This is a genomic window from Aminobacter carboxidus, from assembly GCF_014863355.1.
Lineage (GTDB): Bacteria > Pseudomonadota > Alphaproteobacteria > Rhizobiales > Rhizobiaceae > Aminobacter > Aminobacter carboxidus.
This window is the reverse complement of the sequence record NZ_JACZEP010000006.1, coordinates 109,127-131,370: the sequence shown is the minus strand read 5'-3', so window position 1 is coordinate 131,370 and position 22,244 is coordinate 109,127. Positions and strand designations below refer to the sequence as shown.

The 22,244-nt window shown below is 65.3% G+C and carries 24 protein-coding genes; 10 read left to right on the top strand and 14 right to left on the bottom strand.

Annotated features, from left to right (window positions below; all coding sequences use genetic code 11):
- Positions 1–92 precede the first annotated feature (92 nt).
- Positions 93–731: a class I SAM-dependent methyltransferase gene (locus IHE39_RS19265; protein ID WP_184769856.1), complete on the top strand. Its 639-nt coding sequence runs from the start codon at positions 93–95 to the stop codon at positions 729–731.
- 22 nt (positions 732–753) lie between these two features.
- On the opposite strand, the gene maiA is transcribed toward IHE39_RS19265, so the two are convergent.
- Complete coding sequence (maiA, locus tag IHE39_RS19260; protein WP_192567616.1) at positions 754–1,395, bottom strand: maleylacetoacetate isomerase; 642 nt, start codon at positions 1,393–1,395, stop codon at positions 754–756.
- An 11-nt stretch (positions 1,396–1,406) separates the two neighbouring features.
- Complete coding sequence (locus tag IHE39_RS19255) at positions 1,407–1,775, bottom strand: hypothetical protein (RefSeq protein ID WP_184769858.1); 369 nt, start codon at positions 1,773–1,775, stop codon at positions 1,407–1,409.
- A 224-nt stretch (positions 1,776–1,999) separates the two neighbouring features.
- On the opposite strand from IHE39_RS19255, the gene IHE39_RS19250 reads away from it, so the two are divergent.
- Positions 2,000–2,560, top strand: coding sequence for a MarR family transcriptional regulator (locus IHE39_RS19250; RefSeq protein ID WP_192567615.1), 561 nt, complete (start codon positions 2,000–2,002; stop codon positions 2,558–2,560).
- A 49-nt stretch (positions 2,561–2,609) separates the two neighbouring features.
- Here the strand turns inward: IHE39_RS19250 and IHE39_RS19245 are convergent, their stop codons facing one another.
- The 7 genes from IHE39_RS19245 to IHE39_RS19215 form a co-directional block, all read right to left on the bottom strand.
- Positions 2,610–3,611 carry an ABC transporter ATP-binding protein gene (locus IHE39_RS19245; RefSeq protein WP_184769860.1) on the bottom strand — a complete coding sequence of 334 codons (1,002 nt, stop codon included), beginning with the start codon at positions 3,609–3,611 and terminating at the stop codon, positions 2,610–2,612.
- A gap of 9 nt (positions 3,612–3,620) precedes the next feature.
- Positions 3,621–4,652, bottom strand: a complete 1,032-nt coding sequence (locus tag IHE39_RS19240) for an ABC transporter ATP-binding protein (RefSeq protein ID WP_184769861.1) — start codon at positions 4,650–4,652, stop codon at positions 3,621–3,623.
- The gene (locus tag IHE39_RS19235; RefSeq protein WP_343070114.1) at positions 4,649–5,599 is read right to left on the bottom strand and encodes an ABC transporter permease; all 951 of its coding nucleotides are present in this window, start codon (positions 5,597–5,599) and stop codon (positions 4,649–4,651) included. The genes IHE39_RS19240 and IHE39_RS19235 overlap by 4 nt, the downstream gene beginning before the upstream one ends.
- A 66-nt stretch (positions 5,600–5,665) precedes the next feature.
- On the bottom strand, positions 5,666–6,586 hold the full coding sequence (locus tag IHE39_RS19230) for an ABC transporter permease (RefSeq protein ID WP_192567614.1): 921 nt from the start codon (positions 6,584–6,586) through the stop codon (positions 5,666–5,668).
- Between the two features lie 99 nt (positions 6,587–6,685).
- Positions 6,686–8,122, bottom strand: coding sequence for an ABC transporter substrate-binding protein (locus IHE39_RS19225; protein ID WP_192567759.1), 1,437 nt, complete (start codon positions 8,120–8,122; stop codon positions 6,686–6,688).
- 716 nt (positions 8,123–8,838) lie between these two features.
- Positions 8,839–10,209 (bottom strand): amidase family protein, encoded by a 1,371-nt coding sequence (locus tag IHE39_RS19220; protein ID WP_192567613.1) that lies wholly within the window; start codon positions 10,207–10,209, stop codon positions 8,839–8,841.
- Positions 10,206–10,373, bottom strand: coding sequence for a hypothetical protein (locus IHE39_RS19215; RefSeq protein WP_192567612.1), 168 nt, complete (start codon positions 10,371–10,373; stop codon positions 10,206–10,208). Before IHE39_RS19215 ends, IHE39_RS19220 begins: the two co-directional genes overlap by 4 nt.
- A gap of 102 nt (positions 10,374–10,475) precedes the next feature.
- Between IHE39_RS19215 and IHE39_RS19210 the strand changes: the two genes are divergently transcribed.
- On the top strand, positions 10,476–11,735 hold the full coding sequence (locus IHE39_RS19210) for an FAD-dependent oxidoreductase (RefSeq protein ID WP_192567611.1): 1,260 nt from the start codon (positions 10,476–10,478) through the stop codon (positions 11,733–11,735).
- A 116-nt stretch (positions 11,736–11,851) separates the two neighbouring features.
- On the opposite strand, the gene IHE39_RS19205 is transcribed toward IHE39_RS19210, so the two are convergent.
- On the bottom strand, positions 11,852–12,616 hold the full coding sequence (locus tag IHE39_RS19205; RefSeq protein ID WP_192567610.1) for an SDR family NAD(P)-dependent oxidoreductase: 765 nt from the start codon (positions 12,614–12,616) through the stop codon (positions 11,852–11,854).
- 46 nt (positions 12,617–12,662) lie between these two features.
- The gene (locus IHE39_RS19200; protein WP_192567609.1) at positions 12,663–14,135 is read right to left on the bottom strand and encodes a gamma-glutamyltransferase family protein; all 1,473 of its coding nucleotides are present in this window, start codon (positions 14,133–14,135) and stop codon (positions 12,663–12,665) included.
- A 168-nt stretch (positions 14,136–14,303) separates the two neighbouring features.
- Between IHE39_RS19200 and IHE39_RS19195 the strand changes: the two genes are divergently transcribed.
- The 7 genes from IHE39_RS19195 (at position 14,304) to IHE39_RS19165 (ending at position 19,292) form a co-directional block, all read left to right on the top strand.
- Positions 14,304–15,062 carry an iron-containing redox enzyme family protein gene (locus IHE39_RS19195; protein WP_184769868.1) on the top strand — a complete coding sequence of 253 codons (759 nt, stop codon included), beginning with the start codon at positions 14,304–14,306 and terminating at the stop codon, positions 15,060–15,062.
- A 9-nt stretch (positions 15,063–15,071) separates the two neighbouring features.
- Positions 15,072–15,380, top strand: coding sequence for a 2Fe-2S iron-sulfur cluster-binding protein (locus IHE39_RS19190; RefSeq protein ID WP_184769869.1), 309 nt, complete (start codon positions 15,072–15,074; stop codon positions 15,378–15,380).
- A gap of 110 nt (positions 15,381–15,490) precedes the next feature.
- Positions 15,491–15,790 carry a ferredoxin gene (locus IHE39_RS19185; RefSeq protein WP_184769870.1) on the top strand — a complete coding sequence of 100 codons (300 nt, stop codon included), beginning with the start codon at positions 15,491–15,493 and terminating at the stop codon, positions 15,788–15,790.
- Positions 15,791–15,844: 54 nt separating this feature from the next.
- Positions 15,845–16,138 carry a 2Fe-2S iron-sulfur cluster-binding protein gene (locus tag IHE39_RS19180; protein ID WP_184769871.1) on the top strand — a complete coding sequence of 98 codons (294 nt, stop codon included), beginning with the start codon at positions 15,845–15,847 and terminating at the stop codon, positions 16,136–16,138.
- A gap of 31 nt (positions 16,139–16,169) precedes the next feature.
- Positions 16,170–17,624, top strand: coding sequence for an aldehyde dehydrogenase family protein (locus tag IHE39_RS19175; RefSeq protein ID WP_192567608.1), 1,455 nt, complete (start codon positions 16,170–16,172; stop codon positions 17,622–17,624).
- 1 nt (position 17,625) lies between these two features.
- The gene (locus tag IHE39_RS19170) at positions 17,626–18,381 is read left to right on the top strand and encodes a sulfite exporter TauE/SafE family protein (RefSeq protein WP_246485566.1); all 756 of its coding nucleotides are present in this window, start codon (positions 17,626–17,628) and stop codon (positions 18,379–18,381) included.
- Complete coding sequence (locus IHE39_RS19165; RefSeq protein ID WP_192567606.1) at positions 18,378–19,292, top strand: ornithine cyclodeaminase family protein; 915 nt, start codon at positions 18,378–18,380, stop codon at positions 19,290–19,292. Before IHE39_RS19170 ends, IHE39_RS19165 begins: the two co-directional genes overlap by 4 nt.
- 54 nt (positions 19,293–19,346) lie before the next feature.
- Here the strand turns inward: IHE39_RS19165 and IHE39_RS19160 are convergent, their stop codons facing one another.
- Genes IHE39_RS19160 through IHE39_RS19150 form a run of 3 tightly spaced genes read right to left on the bottom strand, consistent with a single transcriptional unit; the run spans position 19,347 to position 22,086 of the window.
- Positions 19,347–20,858 carry a S8 family serine peptidase gene (locus IHE39_RS19160; protein ID WP_192567605.1) on the bottom strand — a complete coding sequence of 504 codons (1,512 nt, stop codon included), beginning with the start codon at positions 20,856–20,858 and terminating at the stop codon, positions 19,347–19,349.
- Positions 20,855–21,517, bottom strand: a complete 663-nt coding sequence (locus tag IHE39_RS19155; RefSeq protein WP_192567604.1) for an anti-sigma factor — start codon at positions 21,515–21,517, stop codon at positions 20,855–20,857. Before IHE39_RS19155 ends, IHE39_RS19160 begins: the two co-directional genes overlap by 4 nt.
- The gene (locus tag IHE39_RS19150; protein WP_184769877.1) at positions 21,514–22,086 is read right to left on the bottom strand and encodes a sigma-70 family RNA polymerase sigma factor; all 573 of its coding nucleotides are present in this window, start codon (positions 22,084–22,086) and stop codon (positions 21,514–21,516) included. The genes IHE39_RS19155 and IHE39_RS19150 overlap by 4 nt, the downstream gene beginning before the upstream one ends.
- Positions 22,087–22,244: the final 158 nt, after the last annotated feature.

Sequence of the window (22,244 nt, the reverse complement as noted above, 5' to 3'; positions counted from 1 at the left end):
CGCCGAAAGGTTGTTCGAGTCATTTCTGCAATGTTGCCGCAAGGCTGTCGGTTTAGTCAGAGCATTACCGTCGCGGTGGAGGAGCATTCTGCATGAGCGTTGCCAGCGACACCCGTTTTTGGGACCGGTCCTCACGCCGATATGCGAAATCGGCGGTCGCCGACCGGGATGGATATGCGCGCACGCTGGATCGGACCCGTTCGCTTCTGCGGGCCGGCGACCAGGTGTTGGAGCTTGGATGTGGCACCGGATCGACGGCGATGCTGCTTGCCGGCGACGTGAAAACCTATCTGGCGACCGATTTCTCGCCGGCGATGATCGCGATCGCCGAGGAAAAGCGCCTGGTGTGCCCGATAAAGGGGCTCGATTTCCTGACCGCGACGGCGGACACGCCCGAACTCGGCACAGGACAGTTCGAGGTCGTTCTCGGCTTCAACTATTTGCATCTGGTGCGCGACCTGCCCGGCACTTTGCGGCGCATCCACACGTTGCTCGCCAGTGACGGCCTGTTCGTCTCCAAGACGCCGTGTCTCGGCGACATGAACCCGCTGATCCGGCTCGCGTTGCTGCCGGTGATGCGTGCCACCGGCCTTGCGCCCCACGCCGGCGCCTTCAGCACGGCGGAGTTGGTCAAGCTCATCTCGTCCGCCGGCTTCGAGGTCGTCGCGAGGGAAAATCATGCGACGAAGGGCAACGACAACAGGCCATACATCGTCGCGCGCAAGCGCTGACCAAGGCAGCCGCGCCGGAAACTCAGAACGCGTCCGCCTGCAGGCTCGGATGTGCTGCCTCAAAGGCGGGCAGGGCGGCAGCGGCGCCTGAAATCTCGACCGAGAGCGGATAGGCGGAAAGATCGCAGTCGAAGCGGCGGGCATTGGCCATCTGCGGCACCAGGCAGATGTCGGCGATGGTGATGGTGTCGCCGAGGCAATAGCGGCCATGTCTGCCGGCAGCCATAAGTGTCGCCTCGAACGAGCGGAACCCTTCCTCGATCCAGTGGCGGTACCATTCGTTGCTGTCGTCGTCGGAAAGCCGCCAGCGCGATTTCAGGTATTTCAGCACACGCACATTGTTGAGCGGGTGGATGTCGCAGCCGATGATCTGGGCGAGACCCCTGATATAGGCGCGACCGGCGGCATCGCCGGGCAGCAGCGGCGGCTCGGGATGGGTCTCGTCGAGATATTCGAGCACGGCGAGGCTCTGGGCGAAGATCTTGCCGTCCTCGACCAGCGCCGGCACCAGCCCTTGCGGGTTGAGCGCCATGTAGTCGGCAGTCCGATGATCCATCCTGGGCAGGCTGATGAAGCGGGGCTGCCAGTCGAGCCCCTTGAGCGCCAGCGCGATGCGCAGCCGGTACGAGGTCGACGACCTGAAGAAGGTGTAGAGCGTGCGCATCGCTGTAGCAGTCAGTGTGCCGCGGCGTTGAGGATCTCGTCGGGTGTCGACGAGACGACCTCGACATATTTGGGCACGAACTTGCGGCCCTCGATCAGGCCGACGAAAGCCGGCTTGAGTTCTTCGGCCAGCACCTTGCGGATCTTGGCGTGCTCGACGATGTCGGACCATTCGGCAATGAGGAAGAAGCGCTGCGGATCCTCGGTGTCGCGGCACAGCACGCCGTCCTTCACCTGGGCCCAGGATTTGTGCATCGGGTTGCCGTCGGAATAGTCGAATTCCTCGAACAGGCGCACGAATTCCTCCTCGCGCCCGGCTTCGACGCGGAAGTCGTAGATGTGGAGGAAGTTGCCTTTCGTCGCCAGCGGTTCCTGGGCCATGGAGCTCTCCTTTTCCCGTGTTCCCAATAATCATCAGTATACCGCCTTTTATTGCATTCGCAAGGCGTGACACCTTGCCAGGCAAGGGCTTGGCGGTGGTCGTCTGCCTTTCGATCGGCCGGTTTGAGCAAACGAAAATATGAGGCGGTACCGCTCTTTCCCAAGTGTCCTGCAAGGACTAGACAAGGGCTAGACAAGGGCTAGGTAGAAGCGGGGATGTGAGCGTGGCCAAGTCGGCAAAGACTGAAGGAACGCAGAACAAGAGGGCTGCAGCTGCTGCACTGCGTGAGCCTAATCCCGAGCTGCAGCAACTCATCGAGCGGCTGCCGCTGTGGAAGCGGCCAGGCTATCTTATCCGCCGGCTGCACCAGGTCCACTACGCCTTGTTCTTCGAGGAATGCGAAGGCTTCGGCATCACCCCGGTGCAGTACGGGTTGCTGACCATCTTGTCGGGCAATCCCGATTCCGACCAGATATCGCTTGCCCAGGCGCTCGGCATCGACCGCACCAATGTCGCCGACGTGCTGACGCGCCTCGCCCAGCGCGGGCTGGTCGAGCGCACCCGCAGCATCGAGGACAAGCGCATGGTGCTGGCGCGGCTGTCACCGGAAGGCGAAAAGCTGGTGGCAGCCATGCATCCGGCGATGAGCCGGGCGCAGGAGCGATTGCTCGATACGCTCGGCGAGCGAGAGCGCGCGGCCTTCCTGGCGACGCTGATCAAGCTGCTCGAGGCCAACAACAAATATGGCCGCGCGGCGCTTGCCACGTCCAAGTTCGGCGACTGACCGCCATCGGAGAACCGACCTTGCGGCAGCGAGGCGTTGGCTGCGCTGGCTACCTGTTCCAGCAGGCGACGAGGTGGCGCGGCGAACGCTCGCTGAGCTTCGGGGCGTCCTTGCGGCACTGGTCGGTCACCAGCGGGCAGCGCGTCGAGAAGCGGCAGCCGGGCGGTGGATTGACGAGATCGGGCACCTCACCGCCATAGACGATGCGCTTGCGCTGGCGCTGCGTGCGTGGGTCGGGCACCGGCACGGCCGACAACAGCGCCTCGGTGTAGGGGTGGATCGGATGGTCGTAGAGATCGTCGCGGTCGGCGATCTCGACCATGCGCCCGGCATAGAGGATCGCCACCCGGTGCGAGATGTGGCGCACAACCGACAGGTCATGGGCGATAAACAGGTAGCCGAGGCCGAGCTCCTTCTGCAGGTCCTGCATCAGGTTGACCACCTGCGCCCGCACCGACACGTCGAGCGCCGACACCGGCTCGTCGGCGACAATGAATTCGGGCTGCAACGCCAGCGCCCGGGCGATGCCGATGCGCTGACGCTGCCCCCCGGAAAAGGCGTGCGGGAAACGGTCATGCGCGTCGGCTGGCAGGCCAACGACGCGCAGCAGTTCGGTGATGCGGTCGCGCGCCTCGTCGACATGGCGGATCAGGCCATGCACTAACAGCGGCTCGGCGACGATGTCGATCACCCGCATACGCGGGTTGAGGCTGGAATAGGGATCCTGAAACACCAGCTGCATGTTGCGGCGCAGCTTGCGCAGGGCTTCGCCATCGGTCCGGGTGATGTCGTTGCCCTTGAAGACGATCTTGCCGGCCGAGGTCTTGATGCGGCGAAGCACGGCGCGGCCGGTGGTGGTCTTGCCGGAACCGGATTCGCCGACAAGCCCGAGCGTCTCGCCCGCCTTCAGGTCGAAGGAAATGTCCTGCAGCGCGTCGAAGGATTTCGGCCGCCCCCAGAAGCCCTGGGCGCCGGTCTCGTAGGTGACACCTAAGCCCTGAACGCTGAGCAGCGGGGCATGCGGCGCCGGGGCTGATACGGGATTGAGCATCGGTGGTTCCTAGTGCGAAATCGAAGGCGACATCAGCGGTGTCGCCCATGCCGGCGTCGAAGGCTGCCAGCAGGCGGCTTCGGCATCAGGCCGGATATGGGCGAGTTGCGGTGCCTTCTTGCAGGCCTCGCCCGACAGCGGGCAGCGCTGCTGGAACGAACAGCCGTCCGGCGGGGTCACCAGGTTGGGCGGCGTGCCGTCGATTGAGATCAGGCGGTCGGAAACCTCGTCGAGCCGCGGCGTCGAGCGCAACAGGCCTTGGGTGTAGGGATGCGCCGGGCGCTCGAACACGTCCTCGGCGAGGCCAGTTTCGATGATCTGCCCGGCATACATCACCGCCACCCGGTGGCAGAGACCGGCGACGACGCCAAGGTCGTGCGTGATCAGCACGATCGACAGGCCGAGCGATTGCTGCAATTCGGCAAGCAGTTCGAGGATCTGTGCCTGGATGGTGACGTCGAGCGCGGTCGTCGGTTCGTCGGCGATCAGCAGTTGCGGTTCGCAGGCGATCGCCATGGCGATCATGACGCGTTGGCGCATGCCGCCCGAAAACTCGTGCGGATGCTGGTCGAGCCGACGGCCGGGCGCACTGATGCCGACGGCGGCGAGCAGTTCCTCGGACCGCGTGCGCGCTTGCTTGCGCGTCATGCCGAGATGGCGTTCGAGCACCTCGCCGATCTGGGTGCCGATCCTGAGCACCGGGTTGAGCGAGGTCATCGGGTCCTGGAAGACCATCGCCACTTCCTTGCCCCTGATGTCGCGGGCGTAGCGCTCGCCCTCCGCGCCCAGCAGCGAGCGACCCTTCCAGCGGATGTCGCCGGAGGCGATGCGGCCGGGCATGTCGATCAGCCCCATCACCGCTTGCGCGGTGACGCTCTTGCCCGAACCGGATTCGCCGACGACGCCGAGGGTTTCGCCGCGGCCGATCGACAGCGACACGCCGCGCAGGCCCTGGACCAGGCCGCGCCGAGTGTCGAACTCGACCTTCAGCCTGTCGATCTCGAGCAGCGGTTCATTGTTGCTCATGGCGCTGATGTTCATGTCCGTCCTCCATGGCTGCGGGCTGCTGAGGTGGGCTGGCGACGCTTGCTGCGCGCAGCGGCCTTGGCGCGCTGGTAGGCGAAGCGTTTCTCGCGTTCCTGCGGGTCGGTAGTGACGCGCACCCAGGAGGCGAACAGGTTGACCGCGAGCACGGTTGTGGCGATCGACAGGCCGGGGAAGGTGATCAGCCACCAGGCGACGAAGATGTAGTCGCGGCCATTGGCGACATCGAGGCCCCAACTGGTTGCCGGCGGCTGCACACCGAGCCCGAGGAAGGAAAGCGCCGCTTCGGCGAGCACGATGTTAGTGAATTCGAGGATACCGAGCGTCAGAAGCGGCGACGTCAGGTTGGGCAGGATGTGGCGGAAGATGACGCGCGAGGTCTTGCAGCCGATCATTTCGGCCGCCTCGACATAAGGCGTCTGCCTGACCGAGAGCACGATGCCGCGCACGACACGGGCATAGACCATCCAGTTGGTGACGGCGAGCACGATGACCATCGTCGTCATGCTCGGGCCGATCACCGAGATGACAAGCAGGATCAGCAGCAGGCCGGGGAAGGCGACCTGCACGTCGACGATGCGCATGATGATGGCGTCGGTGCGGCCACCCTTGAAACCCGACCACAGGCCAAGCACGACGCCGAACGTGCCGGCGAAGAACACCACCAGGACACCGACGATCAGCGAGGCGCGGGCGCCATAGATGACGCGCGAAAGCACGTCGCGGCCGAGATGGTCGGTGCCAAACAGGTGTTCCCACGAGCCCTTGGGCAGCCAGGCCGGCGGCTTGAGCCGCGACATGACCGACTGTGCGGCGGGATCGTAAGGCGCGATCAGTGGCGCGAAGATCGCCATCAGAACCAGCGCCACGATGACGGTGAAGCCGAGCGTGCCAAGCTTGTCCTGCCACAGTTCGCGGCCGAGCTCGTCTAGCTTGGCCATCATAGAAGGGCGTTGCGTGGCCTTGCGGGTGGTCGCCACCGGCGTCGTCACAGGCATGGGGATAGCCATTCAAGCCAACCTTATCCGTGGGTCGATGAATTTGTAGATGACATCGAGGCCGACATTGATGACCACGATCAGCACGGCCACGGTGAAGACGATCGCCTGCAGCAGAAACAGGTCGCTCTTCTGGATCGCCTGCATCGCCGTCAGGCCAAGGCCGGGCCAGGCGAACACCGTCTCGACCACCACCGTGTAGCCGGCGAGCGCACTGATCAGCTCCCAGCCGGCCAGCGTCACGAACGGCACCAGCGTGTTGCGCATGGCATGCACCATCACGACGCGCTTGAAGTGCAGGCCCTTGGCGCGGGCGGTGCGGACATATTGCTGGTTGAGCTCGTCGATCATCGACGAGCGCACCAGCATCACCAGCCGTGCCAGCGACGGCAGGGCAAGCGTGATCGCCGGCAAGATGTAGTAGCGCGCGCCGCCCATGCCCGATGTCGGCAACCAGCCGAGCGTCACGGCGAAGAACACGATCATCAGGAGGCCGAACCAGAACTGCGGTAACGACAGCCCGAACAGGCCGACAAAGACAGTCGTTCGATCGACCCATCCTCCCGGTCGCAGGGCCGCAATGGCGCCGAGCGGCAACGACAGCAGGATTGCCATGCCGAGGCCGGCGCCGATCAGCTTCAGCGTGTTGGGCAGGCGTTCGAGCACGACGTCGAGAGCCGGCCGGCGCTGCCACAGGCTTTCGCCGAAATCGAGCCGGGCCATGTCGCCGACAAAATCGACGAACTGCGTGCCGATGGGGCGGTCGAGGCCGATCTGCTGGGCAAAAGCCGCGCGCTGCTCGTCGGTGGCCGAAAGCGGCAGCATGACCTTGACTGGATCGCCGACCATGCGTGTGGCGATGAAAACGATCACGGTCACGCCGATGACGACAAGGAGACCTTGTGCGATCCGGCGGAGCAGAAAACCACCCATATACCTCTCCATTGGCTGGAGCCGGCCACCCCTTGTCGAGCCGGCTCCAGAACTGTTGGGGTTCGCTTATGTTTTTGTTCGAACCCGCAATTGTCTCGGTTACTCCGTGACCTTCATCTCCTTGACCAGGAGCTTGGAGTCGACGCGCGGCTGCCATTCGAGGCGCTTGGAGAAGCCGTAAATATCCTGCTGGTTGAGCAGCGGCACAAGATAGGACAGGTCGTACGACTTTTTGGTGATGGCATCGTACATGGCCTGGCGCTTCTCGATGTCGGTCTCGGTCCTGGCGGCGCTGATCTGGTCCGACATTTCCTGGTCGCTGTTGGACGCGGAACTTGCCTTGCTCTGCAGCACGGCCGTCATTTCACGGTCGACGTCGAGCAGTTCATTGGAGTTCGACAGGAAGATTGCATCCGGCCGCGTGTTCTTGTCGAACAGCTGGTTCAGGTACTCGCCGAAGTCCTCGATCTTGATGTCGACGTTGAGGCCTGCGTCCTTCCAGTAAGCACCGACGGCCTCGATCAGCTCGCGGTCCTTGAGCCAGCGGCCGGCCTCGCCGACGAGCTTGATGGTCTTGCCCTCGGCACCGGCTTCCTTGATCAGCGCCCTGGCCTTGTCGACGTCGAACGCGTAGTCGGGCAGCGCCTTGTTGTAGCCGAAGGCCTTGGGGTTGACGACCTGGCCCTTGGCCGGCGTCGCATAGCCACCGAACAGGCTCTCGGCCAGCGCCTTGCGGTCGACCGAAATGTTCATCGCCTCGCGGACACGCGGATCCTTGGTCACCTCGTTGTCAGTCGAAACGATCATCAGCGTCGTTTCGAGGCCGCTGACGGCGGCGAATTTCGGCGCCTGCTGGGCAAACTCCGGCAACAGGTTGGTGATGACATCGAGTTCGCCCGCCATCAGGCCGGAAAGGCGCGTACCGGATTCACCGACGAAGCGGTAGGTCACCTTGTCGATCGACGCGGCATCGCCCCAATAATCGGCGTTCTTTTCCAGCACGATGTCCTGGCCGCGGCTCCAACTGGTGAACTTGTAGGGACCGGTGCCGACAGGTGCCTCGGCGAACTTGGCGTCGGCCGCATAGGTCGCGGGGATCATCTTCATCCAGTACATGCGCGACGGCAGGATTGGATCCGGACCTGAGGTGAGGATGCGCACGGTGAGGTCGTCAACCTTTTCGGCGCCGGTGATGGTGCCGAAATAGGCGGCCTGCTCCGACTTCAGCGCCGGATCGATGACACGCTTGACGCTGTTGACGACGGCATCGGCATTGAACGCCTCGCCATTGTGGAACTTGATGTCGGGCCTGAGCTTGAACTCCCAGGTCCTGGCGTCGACCTGGGTCGGCGCTGCCGCCGCCAGGCCGGCGACCAGCTCGCCGTCCGGCGTGCGCGCCATCAGCGTCTCATAGACATTGTCGTTGATCGCGCGCTCACCGCCGTCATCGCGTATTTGCGGATCGAGCGTCGAAGGCTCCGATCCGATCGCGATGGTGATGTCGGCGGCCTGCGCCGACAGCGGGGAAAGTGCCATGATCGCCGCAACAGCGGCGCTGCTTGCCAGTTTCGTCAGTAAGTTCATTGGTCCACCCATTCGCCAAAGACAACAAAATCGACCTGATGCGCGCAGTCTTGTGCTGCGTTGATAATGCGGGCCGCCACATCCCTCGGCCAGAAGAGTGGATTGTATGCAATCGACTGTCAAGCGATTGTTGATCAACTTTGCTGGCGATGCCGGGCCGCGCTTCGGAAATTCGCCGAACAGCCACATAAATTATTGAAAATGCACAAAATTTAGAACGTGATTGCTGAAATTTCGTTCACGAATATCACACGGGCAGTTGGCTCGACCATCTATTTCGGCAATTTCTTGCATATAGTATACCAAAAATGACCGTTGCAAGTTGGATGCCGGCAATCCCTGGCCTTTACCGGTGATCGCATCTGCGGAAAATACATCGTTGCAACAGCTACGGCCGTGCCGGAGTTCAACGACAAGAGTGCAAATTGCGCCAGCCCGTTGGTGCAGCCAGCGACGTTATCCTGTTTGGTCGAGCTCCGAAGCCGCATGCAATTGCTGGAAAGTCGTCGCTAAAGGCCGGGATATGCTTGTGCGTTCTGTTATCGCGTTTCTCGCTGGCAGCGAGGTTCAACTACCACCCCGCTCGTGCTGTGTTGCGCGTGCGGTGGGTTCGGCTGAAAGGGCGGTGGCCGTTCTAGGGGTACGCCGCCACGCCGGCGGCGCTTGCATCAGCTGAAATAGCGCGGCGGCAGCCCAACGGGATTGCCGTCGAGCCGCTCGAACCTGGCAGCGATGTCGAAGAGACGATTTTCGCCCCCCCTTGCGCCCAGAATCTGCAACCCCAGCGGCATGCCATTGCCGGCCTTGCCGAAGGGAAAGGCCAGAGCCGGGTGGCCGGTCAGGTTGGCCAGGATGTTGGGGATCGGCTCTTCGAGGAAATAAAATTTGTCGACTGTCTTGAGCGGCCCAGCCGGCGCCAGCGCGCCGGGCAAAAGGATCGCGTCGACAGTGGCGAGGCTGGCGTCGACCAGTCTGCGCAGCACGTCGCGCAGCGTCCGCGCCGCGACGATGTCGGCGGCGGCAAGACTTTCGCCGACCAGCGCGCGGCCGCGAAACATTTCGCCGAAAGCGGAGAAGTTGCCACGCACCTCGGCGCCGTAATGCGCCGCGATCTCTGCCATCATCACCACTGCCCCGGGGGCGTGGAAGGTTTCGAGCGGCGGCAGTTCGAGTTTGACGATCTCGCCGCCATTGTGGTCGAAAAGGTCGAGGGCGTTCTGCATCGCCATTGCCATTTCGGGCCGCAGGCTGGCGCCCAGCCCCCATTGGCAGGCGGAGATGCCGAGGCGCATGCCGGCAAATGACGGCCTGTCGCCGACAGGCATCGGCCGGCTTTCGCTCACCGACATCGCGGCATAGAGCCTGTGGCAGTCGTCAACCCGCGCCGCGATCGGCCCGCAATGGTCCATCGACTGCGCAAGCGCATCGATCCCTTCTACAGGAACCATTCCGAAGCCCGGCTTTAATCCGACCATGCCGCACATTGTCGCCGGCAGGCGGATCGAGCCGGCGGTGTCGGTTGCCACCGAGCCCAGGCACAGCCCGCCGGCGACAGTGACACCCGACCCGCTCGACGAGCCGCCGGGGAACATCTCAGGGTTCCAGGGATTGCGCGCCGGCGGAAACGGCAGGTCGAAGGATGGTCCGCCGAAGGCCAGTTCGTGGCAGTTGGCCTTGCCGATGATGATCGCGCCGGCATCGCTGAGCCGGCGCACCACCGGCGCATCCTGTGCCGGCCTGCGGTCGAGCCGCGAATGCGAGGCGCCGGTGTTGGGCATGCCGGCAACCGCGACGATGTCCTTGACCGAGAGCGGCACGCCGGCCAGCGGGCCGACGGTCTCGCCGGCCGCGAGGCGCGCGTCGAGGCGCCGCGCCTGCGCCAGCGCCGCCTCGTCGGCGACATGGATGTAGCCCGAAAGCTCGCGATCGAAACGTGCGATTCGGTCGAGGAAATAGCCAGTCACCTCGACGGCTGCGATCTCGCGTTTGGTCACGGCGCTGGCGAGTGCAGCGATGGGAAGCTGTTCCAGCCTGCTCACAGCTTGTCCTCCCGGTCCTGCGTGCGGGCCAATTCAGCGACGCGTCTGGCCAGCCGTTCGAGCACCGAAATGCCGCGCGCGAAATCGGCGGCTTCGGCAGCGCTTGCCTCGGGCGGCAGCGCTATCTCGCGAAGGTCGGGAGCAGGCGGGGTTATGTCGCGCATGTTTTGTCCGGGATTGAGAGAATGGAATTGATCAGTATACGTCTGTTATGCATTGTTGGCACCAGTTGGAACTGGAACCGACCGGGGCATCGGGTGGGCAGCGTGAAGCAGAATGAAAGGCCGTTCGACGTGGTCGTTGTCGGCGGCGGCATCGTCGGATTGTCGGTCGCGCTCGAAGCACAGTCGCGTGGCCTTTCCGTCGCTGTCATCGACCCTGATGTCGCCGAGGCCCGAGCCTCCTACGGCAATGCCGGTGTGCTCAGCCGCGGTTCGATCTTTCCGATGGCGGCACCCGGCGTCCGTTCGCGCCTGCCGCGTTATGCGCTCGGCCGCGACATTGCGGTGCGAGCGTGTCTGAGTTCGCTGCCCTTCATGCTGCCCTGGCTGACACGTTTCGTGATCGCTGCCGAGGAGGGCGCCTGGCGCCGCGCGGCGGCGGCACTCAACCCGATGGTCGCCGAGGCTTTCGATCGTCATGTCGCCATGGCCGATCTTGTCGGCGGCCGGCAACTGATCAAGCGCAATGGCTGGCTTAGGCTCTACCGTAGCCAGCAAACCTTCGCCGGCAGTGCGCTGGAACGCGAGGTACTGGCGGAAAACGGCGTCCGCATCGATTGCCTCGGCGAAGACGAGGTCCGCCAGCTCGAGCCGCACCTCGCCCACCGCTTCACCAACGGCATCTTCTTTCCCGACACCGGTTCGGTCGAAAGCCCGGGCGAACTGGTCGAGCTCTATCGTCTTGCCGCCAAAGGTCGGGGCGCGGACTTCATCACCGGCAAGGCCGACGTCATCCTTGATGCCGGCGAGACCATGGCGTTCATGGTGGCTGGCCGCAGGATCGAAGGCCGCCATGTCGTGCTCGCCGCCGGCGCCCATTCGGCAGCACTGGCGAGGCCGCTCGGCTATCGCTTTCCGCTTGCCGCCGAGCGTGGCTACCATCGTCATTTCACCCTTGCCGACGGCGTCGAACTGCGCCGCCCGGTTTATGACGCCGCCGGTGGCTACGTGCTGTCGCCAATGAACGGCAAGGTGCGCCTGCTCTCCGGTGTCGAGCTGGCACGGCCGGACGATCCGGCCAACACCGCGCAGATCGAGGCGGTCGAGCCCGATGCGCGCCAGACGCTGCGCTTCACCACGCCGGTAGAGGAAAAACCCTGGTTCGGCAGCCGGCCGTCGACGCCCGATGGCCTGCCGGTGATCGGCCGTGCCGCCCGCCATCCGCGCCTGATCTTTGCCTTTGGCCATGGCCATATCGGTTTCGCCAACGGCCCGATGACAGGTGCCGTCGTCGCCGGCCTGATCCAGGGCGAGCGGCCGCCGGTGCCGATTGCCGCCTTCGCTCCGGCACGGTTCGGCGGCTAGAGCATGATCCCGAAAAGTGGGAACCGCTTTTCGGACAAGATCATGCTCCAGCAAGAAAGCTAAAGCTCCATTTCGATGCAATCGGAATGGAGCAGGCTCGAGGCGGCACATGCCCGTCACGGCAGCGTCAGGCCGCCGTCGACATGCAGCGACTGGCCGGTGATCTGCCTGGCGTCGCGCGACAGCAAAAACAGGATCGCCGCTGCCACGTCAGCCGGCTCGGTCAGCCGCCCCGTGGGCGTGACGGCGACGGCCTTTTCCAGCGCCGAGGTCGTCGCGGCGAAATGACCGGTCGGGTCCTTGCGGGTGAAACCCGGAACGACGCAATTGACCGTTACCCCCTTTGGCGCGAGCTGAACCGCCATCGACTTTGCCAGTGCCTCGAGCGCCCCCTTGGCCGCCGACGTTGCCGGAAAGTGGATGTCGGCGGTGCCGAAGATGTGAGCGACGAAGGAACTCACCACCACCACGCGTCCGCAACTCGATGCGACAAGGTCGGCAAGTGCTGCATCGACAAGGCGCAGCAGCGCCGTCGGCATCGTCTCGAACGCCTGGGCGAGATCTTCCGGCCTGACCTCGCCGAGCGTCGAGCGTGTCGCCTGGGCGGCGTTGGAGACGATCTGGTCGACCCGGCCGAACCGGGCGCGCGCGGCGGCGACCATTGCGGCGGGCACGGCAGGATCAGCGAGGTCGCCGAGCACGATCTCGATCGCTGCCCCCGATGCCTGGCAGGTCTCGGCGACGGCCTTCAACCCGTCGGCGTTCTTGCGCGTGTGCAGCACGAGCGCCGTTCCAGGTGTGGCCAGCCGGCGCGCCGTTTCGGCGCCGATGCCGCTGCCAGCGCCGGTGATGAGCACGATGCGATCGAATGAGTTGGTCAAGTTCTTGTCCCCGAGTGATTGAGATCGATGTTTGCAGGTGACGGGTTCAGGCGCCTAGGGCCAGGCCGTCCTTGCGCCTGTCCGAGCCGCCGAGCAGGCTGCCGTCGTCGTCGCGCACAACGAATTGCGCGCCGCCGAAGTCGCTGCGGCCGGCCAGTTCGCCAGCACCTTCCGGATCGGTGTAGCCGGCATCACGCAACGTCCTGACGATTGCATCCGGCGTGCCGGGCTCGATCGCCAGCGCGTTGTCGCCCTCCAGGCGCCAGCGTGGCGCGTCGATGGCCGCCTGCAGTCTTTCGCCCCAGGCGGCGAGGCGGACCAGAAGCTGGACATGGCCTTGCGGCTGCATCGCGCCGCCGACGACACCGAATCCGGCATGGAAGCGGCCGTCCTTCAGCGCCGCAGCCGGCACGACAGTGTGATAGGGCCGCTTGGCTGGTGCCGGTCCATTGACGTGGCCGGGCTCGGAAAATCCGCTGCCACGGTTCTGCAGCACGAAGCCGCAGCCGGGCACGGCGATACCGGAGCCGAAGCGCTTGAAGATGCTGCTCATCAGCGTCACGGCGAGGCCGTCACTGTCGACGACCACGGTGCAGACCGTGTTGCCGGCGGGATCGGCGACGGTCCTTTTGGCTTGCGCCATGGCGCGGCCGACGGCTTCGACCATGACCAGCGTGGTCGCCGGATCGTCGCGATCGAGCGCCAGCGCATCGAGTTCCTCCAGTGCATCGAGCACGGCGACACCATGCGTGTTGGGCGGGCATTCGAGCACGGTCAAGTCGCGGAATTTTCGTTCGATCGGCAGCACGAAATCGCCGCGATGGGCCGCAAAGTCCTGCGCCGAAAGCACGCCACCCTGGGCCTGGTTCGCCGCTGCCGCCTGCTGGGCCGGGGCGCCGTGATAGAAGGCGTCGGGCCCGTCGGCTGCGATGGCCCGCAGCATCGCCGCAAGCTCGGGATTGGCAAAGCGCTCGCCCTGCAATGGCGTTTTGCCGGCGCGGTAGAGCTTGGCGCAGGCCGGGTCGCGCTTGATCACCGGCTCGAACACCGCCCATTCACGGGCGGTTATAGGCAGGACGGCAAAGCCGTCAGTGGCGAGGGCGATGGCCGGAGCCAGCAATTGCTGAAACGGCAGGCGGCCGTAGCGGGCGTGCAGGTCGAACCAGCCGCGCACAGCGCCGGGCACGGTGACCGACAAGGCGTGCCGTTCGGGGATGCGCTGGTGCGGCAGCTTCCCGATCACCTCGGTAGAGAGTGCGGCCGGCGAGCGCCCGGTGCCGTTGTAGCTGATGGCGTGGCCATCCGGCTCGACCAGCATCGCCAGCAGGTCGCCGCCGATCCCCGTCGCCATTGGCTCGACGACGCCGAGAATGGCGTCGGCCGTAATCGCCGCGTCGATGGCGGAACCGCCCGCCGCCAGCATGTCGCGGGCCGCGCGTGCCGCCAGCGGATGGCCGGTCGCCACCATTGCGGTCGTGCTGCGGACGCCGATGCCGGCATCTGTTTTGGAGCTGTCCATTGCTGTCTCCCGAGCCCTGACTTTGGCGCCTGATCATCGCCGACGCAACATACTGTATGCGCAGCGGAGCTGTCGGCTTCAGTCGCAACACTAGAATGCGGCTTGCGCTGATGTCAATTTGGTATACAGTATTCTAAATTAAGTTTGAGAATCGACAGGGGATACCGAATGACTGTTGCGATGAACCCGGACGAATTTCGCACCGCGCTGGAAGATGCCATCAAGGGCAAGAGCGCCAACAAGTCGCCCTTCAGCCTGGCCTGGGCGAGCGGCAAGCTCAGCCGCGACCATCTCTCGCGCTGGGCCGAGAACCACTATCATTATGTCGGGCCGTTCGCCGATTACCTCGGCTACATCTACGCCCGCATGCCCGAGCAGTATGTCGAGGCCAAGGATTTCCTGCTCGCCAACATGTATGAGGAAGAGATTGGCGGCGACCGCCACACCGACCTGCTGATCCGCTTCGGCGAGGCATGCGGCACGTCCAGAGCGCGCATGACCGATCAGGAGAACATGTCGCCGACAACGCGCGGCCTGCAGAGCTGGTGCTATGCGGTGGCGATGCGCGAGGACCCGATCGTCGCCGTCGCCGGCCTCGTCGTCGGGCTCGAATCCCAGGTGCCGTCGATCTACCGCAAGCAGACGCCGACATTGCGCGACAGCTACGGCTTCACCGACGAGGAGGTCGAGTTCTTCGACCTGCATATCGTTTCCGACGAAATCCATGGCGAGCGCGGCTACCAGATCGTGCTGGAACATGCGCGCACCGTCGAGATGCAGCAGCGCTGCCTCAAGATCTGCGAGGTCGGAGCGCAGATGCGCCTGCTCTACACCACGGCACTCTACAACGACTATGTCGCCGGCGACGTGAAGCTTGGGCGGGTGGCGCCGATGGAGCCGGAGCTCGCCGGCATCGGCGGCGTCTGAGTTACGCGCATGCCGACAGTCGTGATCCACAGCAAGGGCGAAGCCTATAGCGGCGAGGTCAAGGAGGACACCAACCTCGTCGTCCGGGCCGGCATCAAGCAGTTTCCCTATCCGCACCTGGCCTACAAATGCGGCATGGGAAAATGCGGCACCTGCGCCAGCCGCATCCTGGCCGGCGCGGAGCATCTGCCGCCGCCCAACTGGAAAGAAAAGAAGCAGCTCGGTGACAAGATCGATGAGGGCTTCCGCCTCGTCTGCCAGCTGTGGATCAAGAACGACATCGAGCTTCGCCAGGAAAAGGTGACGGAGCAGGCCTAGCGGCCAGGCGTCCCGCCGCGCCGCTCCGGCGCGGCAAATCGGAACATGGCGGCCGGCGGCGCTCATGCGCGGCCCGGCGCTGCGAACAGCAATCAGCATGAGGTGGACAAATGTATGTGGTTCTGACGACCAAGCCGGGCGAGTTCCGGACCGAGATGAGCCCCGGCGTGCAGCCGGTCGAGACCTACGACTACATCTTCTACGGCCGCAAGCGCGCGAGCTTCACCATCGCGAAGCTCACCGACCAGACGCAGACCCGCATCCGCATCGTCGAGGACGAGCCGCCGCAGATCGAAAACAACGTGCCTTGCAAGCTGTTTGAGAAGTTCGATTCGGTCGAGGACGCCCGTCACGAGCTCAAGACGCTGACCACCTACGGCAGCATGGACATCCAGCTCAAGCGCGTCTGACGGCCTCGTCTGGCCGCCAATCCTTCCAGCAGCTCCCACGCCCCGAATGCGCCGATGATCACGATCACCTTCATCACCAATGATGGCAAGCAGGCGACCGCGCCCGACAACAGCAATCTGCTGCGCGTGTCGCTGCGGGAGAAGGGCGGCATCCCGTTCAAATGTGGCGGTGGGCTGTGCGGCACCTGCAAGTGCCGGATAGAGACCGGGATCGAAAACACCGATGCGGTCAAGCCCAAGGAACGCAACCACCTGACGCCTGACGATCTTGCCGCCGGCTTCCGCATGGCCTGCCAGACCTTCGTGCTCGGTGACATCAGCGTCTCGTGGGTTCCCAAGGCACGCTGAGGCGGGGGCCTCCAACAAGCAGAACGGACCGATGACAGAGCGACATCTCAACTACATCGCCGGCGAATGGCAGCCGGCGCGCGGCGGCGCCACCTTCGAGGACCGCAATCCCGCCGACGAGCGCGACCTGATCGGGCTGTTCCCCGACTCCGATGCCGCCGATGTCGCCGCGGCAGTGGCGTCGGTTGCGTCCGCCTGGCCGGCCTGGGCGGCGCAGTCGCCCGAGGTGCGCGCCGACGTGCTGTTTCGTGCCGCCGACCTGATGTCGCAGCGCGCCGACGCGATCGCGGCGGAGCTGACCCGCGAGGAAGGCAAGACGCTCAACGAAGCGCGCAACGAAGCCAGACGCATCGCTGCCAACTTCCGCCTTTATGCCGGCGAAGCACTACGCCTCAACGGCGAGACGTATCCGAGCGAGGCCGCCCAGCTGGTGCTGTCGCTGCGCCAGCCGGTCGGCGTTGTCGCCGTCATCACGCCGTGGAATTTCCCGCTGTCGATGGCCGCGCGAAAGCTCGGGCCCGCGCTTGCCGCCGGCAACGGCGTCGTCTTCAAGCCCTCCGAAATCACGCCCTTGATGGGCCAACGCCTGGTCGAGGTGCTGCTTGATGCCGGCCTGCCGCCGAAGCTTGTCGCGCTCGTCCAGGGCAAGGGCGCCAAGGTCGGCCAGGCGATCACTGCCCAGGCCGGCGTCGACGCGCTGACCTTCACCGGCTCCTATGCCGTCGGCAAGCAGATCGCGGCGTCGCTTTCCACCGACACCCGCGTCCAGCTCGAAATGGGCGGCAAGAACGCCACCGTCGTGCTCGCCGATGCCAGCATCGACAAGGCGGTTGCCACCATCGAGCGCGGCGCCTTCGGCCTCACCGGCCAAGCCTGCACCGGCACCAGCCGCGTGCTGGTGGCTCGCCCGCTTTATGCCGAATTGGTGGCGCGGCTGGAGAAATCCGCCGCCGCCATCAAGGTCGGCCCCGGCACTGCCGAGGGCGTGCAGATGGGGCCGCTTGCCACGCGCGCGCAATATGACAAGGTGCGCTCCTATGTCGGCATCGCCCGCGACGAAGGCGGCCGGGTCGTCGGCGGCGATGCGCTGCCTGAGACCGATCCGGCGCTGGCGCATGGCTGTTTCGTCCGCCCGGCGGTTGTTTCCGACCTGCCCGAAAACAGCCGCCTGTGGCGCGAGGAAATCTTCGGGCCGGTGGTCGCCATCCGCCCGATCGACAGCCTCGACGAGGCGATAAGGCTCGCCGACGACACCGAATACGGCCTTGCCGTTTCGCTCGTCACCGGTGACCTGGCGTCGGTTTTGCGCTTCGCCCGAGAAACCCAGCACGGCATCGTCAAGGTCAACAGCCCGACCACGGGTGTGTCGCTCAACGCGCCCTTTGGCGGCTTCAAGCATTCGAGCAACCAGGCGGCGAAGGAGCAGGGCGGCGCCAACGTCATGGATTTCTACAGCCGCATCAAGAGCATCTATCTTGGGGCATGACATGCTTGAGACGCTGTTGTCGTCGATGCCCGGCACCTTCGTGCCGGGTCATCTGGTCGGCATGGGCGCGATGGTGTTTGTCGCTGCACTGCTCCAGGGCATAGGCGGGCTCGGCTTCGCCATGGTTTCGGCGCCGCTGGCGGTGTTGTTCTTTCCCGAGATGGCGCCGGGGCCGCTGCTGGTGCTTGGCGCCGGGCTCGCCCTTCTGGGCTTGCAGCGCGATTTCGACGCCGTCGACTGGGCCTCGGTCACCACGTTGATGGCCGGCCGCGCCGGCGGCACGCTGCTGGCCGGGGCGACGCTCGCGGCCTTGCCGACCAATGCCTTTGCCATCGTCTTTGCGCTGTTGATCCTCGTCGGTGTCGGCCTCAGCTTCGCCGGCTGGAAGGTCGAGGCATCGCATCCCAACATGGCGCTGGCCGGCCTGGCCTCCGGGCTGATGGGCACCATCACCTCATCGGGCGCGCCGCCCTTCGCTATCGTCATGCAATATGTGCCGCCACGCCAGATGCGCGCGACGGTCAGCTGCGTCTTCTTTGCCGGCGCCATCCTGTCACTGCTGATGCTCGCTTATGTCGACCGCTTCTCCTTGCCGCAGCTGTGGCTCGGCATCCTGCTCTTCCCGCTGATGCTGGGCGGCTTCTTTGTCTCCGGACGATTTGTCAGGCACTTCTCGCCACACGGCGTGCGCGTCCTTCTGCTCACCATGTCGGGCCTCGGCGCGCTCGGCATTCTCGCCCGGACGCTGGTGCCATGATCCATATCACCGATGCCATGGTCGAAGCCGCCGTCAGCGTCGCCGACGCTCGTGCCGTGCTGGCTGATGCCTTCCTGTCTTTCGGCAGGCAAGAGGCAGCGATGCAGGCGCGCATTCGCAGCGAGGCCGGCGGGGTCAAGCTGTCGACGCTGGGCGCGGTCATCCCCGGCCAGCAGGTTTTGGGCGCCAAGGTCTACAGCACGATCAAGGGCCAGTTCTCGTTCGTCATCCTGCTGTTTTCTTCGGTCGACGGCCGCGCGCTCGCCACCTTTGATGCGGGAGCGATTACAAGTCTCAGGACCGCCGGCTGCTCGGTCATCGCGGCCAAGCACCTTGCCCGGCCGAGTTCCTCGACGCTCGCCGTCTTCGGCTCCGGCCCGCTCGGGCGGGCGCATGCGATGCAACTGGCCGAAGCCTTTCCGCTCAAACGCGTGCTGCTGGTCAGCCGTTCGCCAGATCCGGCGCTGGCCGCCGAGCTTGAAGCCACCTGCGGCATCCCCACGCGCATGGCCACGGCGACGGAAGCCGCTACAGAAGCCGATATCGTCGTCACCGCTTCGCGCTCGCCGTCCGCGCTGTTTTCGGGCGAGTTGCTCAAGCCGGGCTGCTTCATTGCTGCGGTCGGCTCAAGCCTGCCCAACACCCGCGAACTCGATGACCGTGCCATGGCGCGTGCTTCGCTCGTCGCCGTCGAGTGGCGCGACCAGAGCCTGCGCGAAGCCGGCGACCTCGTGCTCGCCGACCCTGAAGCACTGCCGGCGGAAAAGATCGTCGAGCTCGGCGAAATCCTCGCCGGCAAGGCGAGCGGCCGCAGCGCCGATGACGAGATCACCATCTACAAGTCGGTTGGCGTCGGCTTGCAGGATATTGCGCTGGCGGGATTGGCCTATCGGCGAATTGCAGGTGTTTGACCGCCGGGCAAGCCGCTGGTGACTGAAAGGGGGCAGCAGGTTCTGGCGCTGCGCCTACTCCTTGGCTGCTTCCGCCGCCTTGGTGTTGATCAGCCCGAAGCCGAAGTCGGTGTCGCGACCCTTGTCGCCGAGGTCGGTGGCGGTGGCGGCAAGCGCCTTTTCGATCGAATCGGCACTGCGCTCCGGTTCGGCGTGCAGCAGGTTGGCGATCGCACCGCTGACGACGGCCGCGGCAAACGACGTGCCGGTGACGAGGTCGGTGCCGCCACCAACAGGGGCCATCAGGTCGACGCCGGGCGCCGAGATGTAGACATAGGGGCCGCGATTGGCCTGCTTCATGATCGCGTCCTTGGCGTCGGTGGCGGTGACCGCGATAACGCCCTTGTAGGCGGCCGGATAGCCATAGGGCGCGCCGGGGCCGTTGTTGCCGGCGGCAGCGACGAGGATCATGCCGCGCGCACGGGCTCCGCGGCTGGCCTGCTCCAGCAGCGCATTCTTTGGCCCGACGAAACTCATATTGACGATCTGGACGTTCTGCTCGGCGGCCCAGTCGAGCGCGTTGAGGATGATCTCCATGTTCGACTTGCCGCCTTCGAAGGCGCGGGCGTGGAAGATCTTCGAACCCGGCGCCATGCCCTTGAACGCGCCGGTGCCTGATATCAGCCCGGCGACCGAGGTGGCGTGGTCGCGGGCGGTGACGGCAACGCCTGGCATGGCGTCGAAGCTCTCAACGATCACGCCCTTGAGCGCCGGATGGGTTTCGTCGATGGCCGTATCGATGACCGCGACATTGACGTTTTCGCCATTCGCTGCCGCCTCGTCGAGCGAGATGCGCTGGAAGGCGAAGCTGGATGCTGCCGCAGCCTGCTGCAGCTCGTAGATGTGGTTGGGCTCGCGCTCGCTGGTGCGGCCGTCGCCGGCCAGTTGCGCCAGCACCACGCCGACCGGACGGCCGTCGGGAATGCCGAAGCGTACGAGGCTGGTGCCGAGCAGTACCGACTGCCGCTGGGAGCGGATTTCGAGGCCATAGGCGGCGGCAAGGGCCTGCGCGTCGGCAGCACCACCATCGACTGTCACCAGTACCTCGTCGGGAACGAAGGCGCCCGAGATGGCACGCGGCGGCGCGGTGATGGCGCTGCCTGGCGGTGCGATATCGGCTGCAGGCGGTTGTGGTGGCGGTGCCCCGGCCTGTGCGCCCGTGCCGGAGGGGGCGGCATTGCCGCCGGCGGGATCGCGCAGTGGGTTTGGCGTCGGCACCGGCGTTGCCGGCTGGCCACCCGAAGCGACGCCGGGAAAGTCGCCGGGATTAGGGAACAGGTCGACGAGCAGTTCGGGCAGGCTGACGGGCGCGGGCAGGCCGCTGCCGCCCGACGCGCCTCCCGGAGCGGCGCCAGGTGCCGGGCCGCCCGGCTGCAGGCAATTGGCGTTGCCGGCCGTAGTCGTCTGGTTGAGGCAGTCAAGCTGCTGCGGCGTCAGGCTGGGATCGTTGGTCTGGGCGAAAACAGGTGTGGCGGCAAACAATGTCGCCGCCAGCACAAGCTGTGCAAATCGCCCTGAGGTCGTCATCCCTGGGGTTTCCTTCCTGCCGTCACAGTGTCGGCAAAGGACGCTGCCGCGATGGCGCCGACGATGCGGTCGTAATCGGCGACGGTTTCGGCCGGGATGGCGATGCGGAAGACGCCGCTCGCCGTCGGGCCGTCGATGATCGAAGCGCCATTGTCGCCGAGCAGGCTGGCAATGTCGGCCATCCTGGCATCCGGCTTGAAGGTGACCAGCGCGAAAGGCAGCTTGCTCTGATCCTCGCCGGTTCCAGCGACCTGGACGTCGTTGCCACGGCCGCCGGGCTCGAGCACCGACTGCACCATCACCAGTGCCAGCAATGCCGCCGCCGCTCCCCAGGCGACGCCCACCGGCAGGCCCATGAACCGTTCCCAGACCCGCGACAGCAGCGATTGAGCCTGCGGTTCGCGCACTGGCCCGGCTTCGGCGTCGAGCAGCTTGGAAAAGCGGCTCAGCGCATCGGCGGGCGGACGGATTGCCTCGTTGGAGGCCATCGTGCCGGAGAACTCGGCCTCGGCGGCTTCAAGGGCAGCAGGTGCTGCCGGATCGCTGGCGAGCCAGTCTTCGACGGTTGCCAGCTCGGACCCTTCGAGCGTGCCGTTCAGATAGAACGGCAGCAGCGTCTCGATCTCGTCGCGGCGCGACATCTTTTCGGCAGCGCTCATGGCCAGCCCCTGTCGTATCCGGCGGCCTTCAAGGCTTCGCCGAGTTTCTTGCGGGCATAAAACATCCGCGTCTTCACGGTGGCGACCGGAATGTCGAGCACCTCGCCGATCTCGGTGACCGACTTGCCATGGTAGTAGGCGAGGTCGATGACCGTGCGATGCTCCTCGGCGAGCGCATCGACGAAGCGACGCAGGGCAGCACCCTTGTCGGTCTTCATCGTCGCCACTTCGGGCGTGTCGTTGTCGTCGGGCACGGCTGCCGCATCGTCGTCGTCGAGCCACTCTTCCTTGCGCTTGCGCAGCGACGACAGCGCCTTGAAGCGCGCTATGCCAAGCAGCCAGGTCGAGACTTCCGAGCGGCCTTCGAATTTCGGCGCCTGGCGCCACAATTCGAGAAACACCTCATTGGCTACGTCATCCGCCATCGCTTCCGACCCCGTCTGGCGCGCCACGAAACGGTAGACCCGTGCGTGGTGCCGCGTGAACAGGAGCCGCAAAGCGGCGCGGTCGCCGTTCGCGACGCGGCTCACGAGATCACGATCGGACATGGGGTCTGATGCGATGTTCATGGCCGGTGCTACCGCCGGGCTCCTGTCTGCTTGGTCGTTGTTGGCCGCAAAAAGGTTCACCGGAATGTTTCGGATGAAAGAAAGCTAGCCGAACTTCCGCGGCATGGCCAGTCCGGCAGCGCTCGCTATCGGGAGGTATCCTTTACCGGCCCTTGCGC

Coding starts and splice junctions, on each gene's coding strand:
- IHE39_RS19265 (WP_184769856.1), top strand. CDS start 93: ATGAGCGTTGCCAGCGACACCCGTTTTTGGGACCGGTCCTCACGCCGA.
- maiA (WP_192567616.1), bottom strand. CDS start 1,395: ATGCGCACGCTCTACACCTTCTTCAGGTCGTCGACCTCGTACCGGCTG.
- IHE39_RS19255 (WP_184769858.1), bottom strand. CDS start 1,775: ATGGCCCAGGAACCGCTGGCGACGAAAGGCAACTTCCTCCACATCTAC.
- IHE39_RS19245 (WP_184769860.1), bottom strand. CDS start 3,611: ATGCTCAATCCCGTATCAGCCCCGGCGCCGCATGCCCCGCTGCTCAGC.
- IHE39_RS19240 (WP_184769861.1), bottom strand. CDS start 4,652: ATGAACATCAGCGCCATGAGCAACAATGAACCGCTGCTCGAGATCGAC.
- IHE39_RS19235 (WP_343070114.1), bottom strand. CDS start 5,599: ATGATGGCCAAGCTAGACGAGCTCGGCCGCGAACTGTGGCAGGACAAG.
- IHE39_RS19230 (WP_192567614.1), bottom strand. CDS start 6,586: ATGGGTGGTTTTCTGCTCCGCCGGATCGCACAAGGTCTCCTTGTCGTC.
- IHE39_RS19225 (WP_192567759.1), bottom strand. CDS start 8,122: ATGGCACTTTCCCCGCTGTCGGCGCAGGCCGCCGACATCACCATCGCG.
- IHE39_RS19215 (WP_192567612.1), bottom strand. CDS start 10,373: ATGCGCGACATAACCCCGCCTGCTCCCGACCTTCGCGAGATAGCGCTG.
- IHE39_RS19200 (WP_192567609.1), bottom strand. CDS start 14,135: ATGGACAGCTCCAAAACAGATGCCGGCATCGGCGTCCGCAGCACGACC.
- IHE39_RS19195 (WP_184769868.1), top strand. CDS start 14,304: ATGACTGTTGCGATGAACCCGGACGAATTTCGCACCGCGCTGGAAGAT.
- IHE39_RS19190 (WP_184769869.1), top strand. CDS start 15,072: ATGCCGACAGTCGTGATCCACAGCAAGGGCGAAGCCTATAGCGGCGAG.
- IHE39_RS19185 (WP_184769870.1), top strand. CDS start 15,491: ATGTATGTGGTTCTGACGACCAAGCCGGGCGAGTTCCGGACCGAGATG.
- IHE39_RS19180 (WP_184769871.1), top strand. CDS start 15,845: ATGATCACGATCACCTTCATCACCAATGATGGCAAGCAGGCGACCGCG.
- IHE39_RS19175 (WP_192567608.1), top strand. CDS start 16,170: ATGACAGAGCGACATCTCAACTACATCGCCGGCGAATGGCAGCCGGCG.
- IHE39_RS19170 (WP_246485566.1), top strand. CDS start 17,626: ATGCTTGAGACGCTGTTGTCGTCGATGCCCGGCACCTTCGTGCCGGGT.
- IHE39_RS19165 (WP_192567606.1), top strand. CDS start 18,378: ATGATCCATATCACCGATGCCATGGTCGAAGCCGCCGTCAGCGTCGCC.
- IHE39_RS19160 (WP_192567605.1), bottom strand. CDS start 20,858: ATGACGACCTCAGGGCGATTTGCACAGCTTGTGCTGGCGGCGACATTG.
- IHE39_RS19155 (WP_192567604.1), bottom strand. CDS start 21,517: ATGAGCGCTGCCGAAAAGATGTCGCGCCGCGACGAGATCGAGACGCTG.
- IHE39_RS19150 (WP_184769877.1), bottom strand. CDS start 22,086: ATGAACATCGCATCAGACCCCATGTCCGATCGTGATCTCGTGAGCCGC.